Origin of the sequence: Thauera chlorobenzoica (assembly GCF_001922305.1) — a bacterium.
Classification (GTDB): Bacteria; Pseudomonadota; Gammaproteobacteria; order Burkholderiales; family Rhodocyclaceae; genus Thauera; species Thauera chlorobenzoica.
Map to the genome: position 1 here is coordinate 3,728,856 of NZ_CP018839.1, position 6,651 is coordinate 3,735,506.

Annotated in this window: 7 protein-coding genes; all 7 read right to left on the reverse strand. The window is 65.2% G+C overall.

All coding sequences use genetic code 11. The features are described from left to right. Nucleotides 1-43: 43 nt before the first annotated feature. The 7 genes from Tchl_RS17485 to rpmH all read right to left on the reverse strand — a co-directional run bounded on the left by Tchl_RS17485 (nt 44) and on the right by rpmH (nt 6,500). Nucleotides 44-1,033 carry a hypothetical protein gene (locus Tchl_RS17485; protein ID WP_075149495.1) on the reverse strand — a complete coding sequence of 330 codons (990 nt, stop codon included), beginning with the start codon at nt 1,031-1,033 and terminating at the stop codon, nt 44-46. Between the two features lie 100 nt (nt 1,034-1,133). Beyond that, nucleotides 1,134-2,447: a tyrosine-type recombinase/integrase gene (locus Tchl_RS17490; RefSeq protein ID WP_075149496.1), complete on the reverse strand. Its 1,314-nt coding sequence runs from the start codon at nt 2,445-2,447 to the stop codon at nt 1,134-1,136. Nucleotides 2,448-2,802: 355 nt separating this feature from the next. Then, complete coding sequence (gene mnmE, locus Tchl_RS17495; RefSeq protein ID WP_075149497.1) at nt 2,803-4,158, reverse strand: tRNA uridine-5-carboxymethylaminomethyl(34) synthesis GTPase MnmE; 1,356 nt, start codon at nt 4,156-4,158, stop codon at nt 2,803-2,805. Further along, on the reverse strand, nt 4,130-5,776 hold the full coding sequence (gene yidC / locus Tchl_RS17500) for a membrane protein insertase YidC (RefSeq protein ID WP_075149498.1): 1,647 nt from the start codon (nt 5,774-5,776) through the stop codon (nt 4,130-4,132). The genes mnmE and yidC overlap by 29 nt, the downstream gene beginning before the upstream one ends. A 19-nt stretch (nt 5,777-5,795) precedes the next feature. Further along, complete coding sequence (gene yidD / locus Tchl_RS17505) at nt 5,796-6,005, reverse strand: membrane protein insertion efficiency factor YidD (protein ID WP_075149499.1); 210 nt, start codon at nt 6,003-6,005, stop codon at nt 5,796-5,798. Then, entirely contained in the window at nt 6,002-6,427 is a 426-nt protein-coding gene (gene rnpA / locus Tchl_RS17510; RefSeq protein WP_408646117.1) for a ribonuclease P protein component, read from the reverse strand. The genes yidD and rnpA overlap by 4 nt, the downstream gene beginning before the upstream one ends. Further along, nucleotides 6,366-6,500, reverse strand: a complete 135-nt coding sequence (rpmH, locus tag Tchl_RS17515) for a 50S ribosomal protein L34 (RefSeq protein WP_002926183.1) — start codon at nt 6,498-6,500, stop codon at nt 6,366-6,368. Before rpmH ends, rnpA begins: the two co-directional genes overlap by 62 nt. Nucleotides 6,501-6,651: the final 151 nt, after the last annotated feature.

Genomic DNA, 6,651 nt, shown 5'->3' on the forward strand with positions numbered 1-6,651 from the left:
CTCAGGGTAGGCCGAAACCCGCGTCATTGCTTGGTTTCAGCCCTCAGGGTAGAAGTTGCTTCTTGCGTAGGCTGTCGGGTCGGGTGACGGCATCCAGCGCCTTCGCGTCCGCTTTCGTAAGCCTGTACTTCTCTGCCATGGCAGGGACCAGCGTTTCCTGTTTTTCCCATGCGCCACCCGATTGCGCAGCCTTGATCCAGGCCGGCAGCAAACGAAACAGGCGGGTATCGTGCCGGGTCCATGCTGGTGGCTCTCCCCCTTCCCCGATCTTCTCCAGCAGCCCCGCGCGCTCGCGCTCAAGCTCCGCGATGCACTCCCGCGCCTTATCGAGTTCGGCCCTCAGATTGGCGTCGACGGCAGCCGCGTCGGACTCGCAGCCTTCGGGAAGCGGGACCGGCCACGTGATCCCGCTGGCCTTGCACCATGCGCGAATATCAGCGTGCGACAGTGTTTGCTCGTCACGATCCATGCCCCACGATCCCGCCAATATGCGCCCGGCGTCGACCGCATCCGCGAGCGCATCTCGCCATCGCCCCCACGCTCCAGCGCTATGCTCATCGCCCAAAATCCTTGCCGCATCACCAAGGGCAATATTCACCCTCGGCACAAACGCCAGTAGATCCGGCCTTGCTCGATTCGATGGCGCAGGCTTGGCGACAGAAGCACCCTCTTTCCCGATCAGGTCCGCATGAGGCGACCAGCCAGCGGCCAAAAGCACGTTCTCCGCATCCTCGCGGAAGAATCCTGGCTCCCCCATCCCCAACTCAGATTGCGCGGCCTCATCCATCCACGCCTTGCCACCATTCAGCGCACATTGCAGCTCATAATGATGCGCATCGCCGCCCCCCTCTGCAAAATCGCCGTCGTCGTGCAATCGAAGCACAGGCTTCAATGTTCTGAGCAGCGGTTCCAGCGACCACGCACGGGCGACCTCCTGAATCGTCACGCCCTCTGCCTCGGCAATAGCGGTCAGCAACTCGCCGAACGAAATGAACTTCGCGTCGTGCGCGGCCAGTCGGTCACGAATTCCCACAGTAGCGCCCCCTTCGGCACAGCCCTTGAATCAGGTGCCGCGCCAGCCGGGCAAGGGAACCCGGTTTTCCTCCCGTCGGAGTAGGCGCGGCAAACTCGGATCACGCAGCCCGGTACGCCTTCCCGAAGCGCCCGATGATGACCTTCCGGCCTTCCTCGATTTGCGCATCAACGAAGTCGGCCCACCACTGAAGCATCTCGCGCCTGTGCCCGATGTATTCGGCCCGGTTGTAGACGCCACGGATGCCCTTGGTCTCGTGCGCCAAGCACTTCTCAATCCAGTCGGAGTTGAACCCGGCCTCGTGCAGCAGCGTGGATGCCGTGCGCCGGAAGTCGTGCAGCACGAAGTCCCGCACGTCCAGATCGAGCGTGCGAACGGCAACGTTCAGCGTGCTGTGGGCAATCGGCTTCTTCAGCGTGTTGCGGCTCGGGAAGATGAACTCGGAACCGCTCGAAAGCCCCTTCAGTTCATCGAACATCGCCAGCGCCTGCCGGGACAGCGGGACGATGTGCGGGCGGTCCTTCTTCATGCGCTCGCCGGGGATCGACCACACGGCCTCATCGAAGTCGACTTCATCCCACCGCGCCTCGATCAGCTCGGACTTGCGCACCATGCACAGGATCAGCAGATGTAGCCCCAGCTTGTTCGCCCGCTTCATCGAGGACTGGTAGATCGCCCGCAGCAGCTTGCCCACCTCATCCGATGTCAGCGCCACGTCCCGGCTCTTCGCCGTAGCGATGAACTGCGCCTCCACTGCGGCAGCCGGGTTGAACCTGGTCAGCTCGCGGGCGATGGCGTAGGCGAACAAGCGCTTCATCACGTTGCGAGTTTGCAGCGCCGACTGATCGGCCCCCCGCGCCTTGATCGCGTCAGTGATCGCCAGCACGTCGGTAACGGTCACGTCGGCAATCTGCTTATCGCCCACGCCGGGAATCACGTCCTTGTCGAGAATGCGCCGAATGTTGCGCGGGTTGCTGTTGCTCGGCTCGGCCACCTCGCTGAACCACCGCTCGGCAAACGCCTTCACCGTGCTGGCCGCTCGCGCCTCAGCCTCCTTCGCCTCGACCTTCTTGCACACCTGCATGCACCAGTCGGCGATGAACTTCTGCGCCCGCTCCTTCACGGTCACGGCCAGGTCGTCCGGGATCGCATCCCCGCGCTTCAGCGCCATCGGGGACAGGCCGCGCCCGGACAGCGCCTTGCAGTCGTCCCGCCAGGTGCGGGCTTCACTCAGGGAATAGGCGGGGTAGTCGCCCAGCGTCACCTTTTCCTGCTTGCCTGCCAGCCGGTAGCGCAGCCGCCAGACCTTCGCCCCGCCAGGCATCACCTCGATGAACAGCCCGCCCTCGTCGGCCTCCTGGTATCGCTCGCTGCGCGGTTTCAGGTTCCGTAGCTTGGCATCCGATAGCGCCATGACTCCCCCTGTCGTGTGGTGTGCGCCCACGAAATGCCTTCACCGTGGGCACACATACGCATCCATCATTCACCGTGGGCACACAGCCTAAACCCCTTATCTGGCGCGGCTTTCAGCCCACAAAGCCCCCAATGTGTGCCCACGGAAAAACGACTTCACCGCCCTTCTGAATGGGTATCCGTGGTCCGCGCTTGGCAAGCCGTGGGCACACCATTTTCCCCCGTGGGCACATCCGTGGGCACACATTCTTGCGGATTGCTGCGGAACACTCAAGCCCTGCGCATAACAAAAAACCCGCAGTGACGCGGGTTTCATGGTGTTTTGCGGAAGGCTTCGGACTATGCCGGAAGCGTCGCTACTTGCCGATGCAGAAGCGCGAGAAGATGACGCCGAGCAGGTCGTCGGCGGTGAACTCCCCGGTGATCTCGCCCAGGCTTTCCTGTGCCAGGCGCAGCTCCTCGGCAAACAGCTCGAGCGCCGCGCACTGCTCCGCAGCAGCGGCAACGTGCGCCAGCGCCTCACGCAAGGCCTGAAGGTGGCGTTCGCGCGCCAGGATCACGTCTTCACCGTGCGCATGCCAGCCGGCGATGCGCAGCAGCTCCGCGCGCAGCAGCTCGATCCCCGCGCCAGTCCTGGCCGACAGCCGCAGACGCACGCGCCCCGCGTCATCCTCACGGGCGGCCTGGCCGTCGCCGAGGTCGATCTTGTTCACCACGGTGACGCGCACCGCCCCGGCGGGCAGGCGGGTATCGATCGTGTCGCCGACCACTTCGTCGCTCGCGTCGGCCTCCACCAGGCGCAGGATCACGTCGGCGCGCTCGATCTCGCGCCAGGTGCGCTCGATGCCGATGCGCTCGACGGTGTCGGCGGTGTCGCGCAGGCCGGCGGTGTCGATGATGTGCAGCGGAATGCCTTCGATCTGGATCGTTTCGCGCAGCGCGTCGCGGGTGGTGCCGGCGATGTCGGTGACGATCGCGCGCTCTTCGCCGGCAAGGCGGTTGAGCAGGCTGGACTTGCCGACGTTGGGCGCTCCCACCAGCACCACGTTGAGGCCGCTGCGCAGCAGGGCGCCTTGGCGGGCGCGGTCGAGCAGGCCTTCGAGCTCGCTGCGGATGCCCTCCAGGCGCGGCAGCGCGCGGGCACGCTCGAGGAACTCGATTTCCTCTTCGGGAAAGTCGAGAGTCGCTTCGACCAGCATGCGCAGGTCGATCAGGGCATCGACGATGCGCCGTACTTCTTCGGAGAACTTCCCCGACAGCGAGCGCAGCGCCGAACGCGCCGCGGCCGCGGTGGACGCTTCGATCAGGTCGGCCACGCCTTCGGCCTGGGCGAGGTCGAGCTTGCCGTTGAGAAAGGCGCGCCGGGTGAACTCGCCGGGCTCGGCCAGGCGCGCGCCCAGCTCGAGGCAGCGCTCGAGCAGCAGCTGCATCACCACCGGACCGCCATGCCCCTGGAGTTCGACCACGTCCTCACCGGTGAACGACGCCGGCGCCGGAAAATACAGCAAGATGCCTTCGTCGATCGCCTGCCCCGCCGCATCGGCGAAGCGGGTGAAATGGGCGCGGCGAGGCTGCGGCTCACGCCCGCACAAGGCCTGTGCGAACGCGCTCAGGGCGGCGCCGGAAACGCGCACGACACCGACGCCGCCGCGCCCCGGTGCGGTCGCGATCGCGGCGATGGTGTCAGGCGCTCTTGCTGCCGGGCTTTGCACTCTCGATCATCCGCGTGATCTGCCACTGCTGGGCAATCGACAGGATGTTGTTCACCACCCAGTACAGCACCAGGCCGGAGGGGAACCACAGGAACATGAAGGTGAACACGATCGGCATCGCCATCATGACCTTGGCCTGGATCGGGTCGGGCGGGGTCGGGTTGAGCTTCATCTGCACCAGCATCGACACGCCCATGATCACCGGCAGGATGAAGTACGGATCCTTCGCCGACAGGTCCTGGATCCAGCCCAGCCACGGCGCGTGGCGCATCTCGACGCTGCCCAGCAGCACCCAGTAGAGGGCGATGAACACCGGGATCTGGACCAGGATCGGCAGGCAGCCGCCGAGCGGGTTGATCTTCTCGGTGCGGTAGAGATTCATCATCTCCTGCTGCATCTTCGCCTTGTCGTTGCCGTACAGCTCCTTCATGCGCTGCAGGCGCGGACCGAGCACGCGCATCTTGGCCATCGACTTGTAGCTCGCCGCCGACAGCGGGAAGAACACCGCCTTGATCGCCACCGTCACCAGGATGATCGCCCAGCCCCAGTTGCCGGTCAGGCTGTGGAGCCACGACAGGACCCAGAACAGCGGCGCGGCGATCACCGTCAGCCAGCCGTAGTCCACCACCAGGTCGAGCCCGGGCGCGATCCCTTCAAGCTTGTCCTGCTCCTGCGGACCGGCGTACAAGCGGGTCGCGACCCGGCTTTCGGCACCCGGCTCGATCGCCGCCACCGGCAGGATCACCCCGGCGGAGAACAGGTTGCTGCCCAGCGCGCGCGCGAAGTATTCGCGCTGCGCACCCTGCTCCGGCAACCAGGCGCTGACGAAGTAGTGCTGCACCATCGCCACCCAGCCATCGCTGGCGTTCTTGGCGAACTTGGCGCTGCCGTCGGTGATGTCCTCGAACTGCACCTTCTGGAACTTGCCACCTTCGGTGTAGAACGCCGGGCCGGTGAAGGTATTCACCCCGAAAGCCTCGACCTGCTCGGCCGGATTGCCGTCGCGGGTGAGCTGGAAATAGGCGTGCGGACTGATCGCCTGGGCGCTGCCGTTGCGGATTTCGTAGCCGACATCGACCAGATAGCTGCCGCGCTCGAAGCGCATGACCTTGGTCACCTGAACGCCGTTCTGCTCCGGAGCCTGAAGACGCAGCACCACGCTGTCCTCGCCGTCCTTCAGGCGCTGTTCGCCCGCCGGCAGCGCGAACACGGTCTTGTGCGTCGGCAGGCCGTCGCCGATCAGCCCCGACTGGGCTGCGTACTGGTGGCGCGAGCCGTCGTCGAGCAGGATGAAATCGCCGCCGTTGTCACCACTGGCGCGATGCTGCTTGAGCTCGAGGCGGACGATATCCCCGCCCTCGGCCGAGACTTCCGCGCGCAGCATGTCGGTCTCGACGACAACGCGCGGCGCGGTGGACGCGGCGCCGGCCTGTTCAGCCGGGACTACGGCCTGGCCCGGAGCCAGGCTCGCCGAAGGCGTGGGGACGGAACCGTCGGCGACGGCACCCGCCGCCGGCTGCGCCACGGGGGCGGGCTGGTTCTGCTTGATCCAGCCATCCCACAGCATGACAAGAGCAAAGGAGAAAACCAGGAAGAGGATGAGGCGGCGTTGATCCATCGGATTCGTTCTTCTCAGGTCAGGGAACGGGATCATACCCGCCCGGATTGAAAGGGTGGCAGCGCCCCACCCGCCTGGCCGCCATCCAGCCGCCGCGCAAAGCACCATGGCGCTGGATCGCTTCGATGGCGTACTCGGAGCAGGTCGGGTAAAAACGGCAATTGCGCCCCAGCAGGGGACTGATCGCGTAGCGGTAGGCGCGCAGCGGCGCGATCATCAGGCTCTTCATTGCCGGGGCAGCCTTTGCAGCAACTGCAGCAGGTCGAGGTTGAGTTCGGCGCGCGTGGCTTTCGCCACCGGCGCATGCAGCCGGACGACGAGATCCACCGCCGGCAGGAATTCGCGATGGCGGCGGAAGATCTCGCGCGCGATCCGCTTGACCAGGTTGCGCACGTTCGCCCGCTTTGCCAGCTTCTTCGCCACCACCACGCCGAGACGGGCGCTGTCGAGGCCGTTCGGGCGGTAATGCACCATGTAGAAGCGCCCGCGCAAAGCCCGCCGAAAAGCAAAAACGGATGAGTACTCATCCGTTTTGTGCAATCTGTGAGCGCTGCGGAAACCCTGATCAGCGCCCGAGGGCAGGCTCACCTCAGACAGCGAGGCGATGACGGCCCTTGGCACGGCGTGCGCGGATGACCGCACGGCCGCCACGGGTCTTCATGCGGACCAGGAAGCCGTGAGTGCGCTTGCGACGGACGACGGAAGGCTGATAAGTGCGTTTCATGATCGGACTGCCAGTGTTGGGTCAAACCGAGGAGTTAAATGCATAATGTCATGTTTGTCAAGAACAATTTTTACCCCAGCCTGTGGATAAGTCTGCGCCCGGAAGGTTAGAATGTCGCCTTTCCATGCCTTGCCGCAAGCGCAAGCCGCCG

Coding starts and splice junctions, on each gene's coding strand:
- rpmH (WP_002926183.1), bottom strand. CDS start 6,500: ATGAAACGCACTTATCAGCCTTCCGTCGTCCGTCGCAAGCGCACTCAC.
- Tchl_RS17490 (WP_075149496.1), bottom strand. CDS start 2,447: ATGGCGCTATCGGATGCCAAGCTACGGAACCTGAAACCGCGCAGCGAG.
- yidD (WP_075149499.1), bottom strand. CDS start 6,005: ATGAAGAGCCTGATGATCGCGCCGCTGCGCGCCTACCGCTACGCGATC.
- yidC (WP_075149498.1), bottom strand. CDS start 5,776: ATGGATCAACGCCGCCTCATCCTCTTCCTGGTTTTCTCCTTTGCTCTT.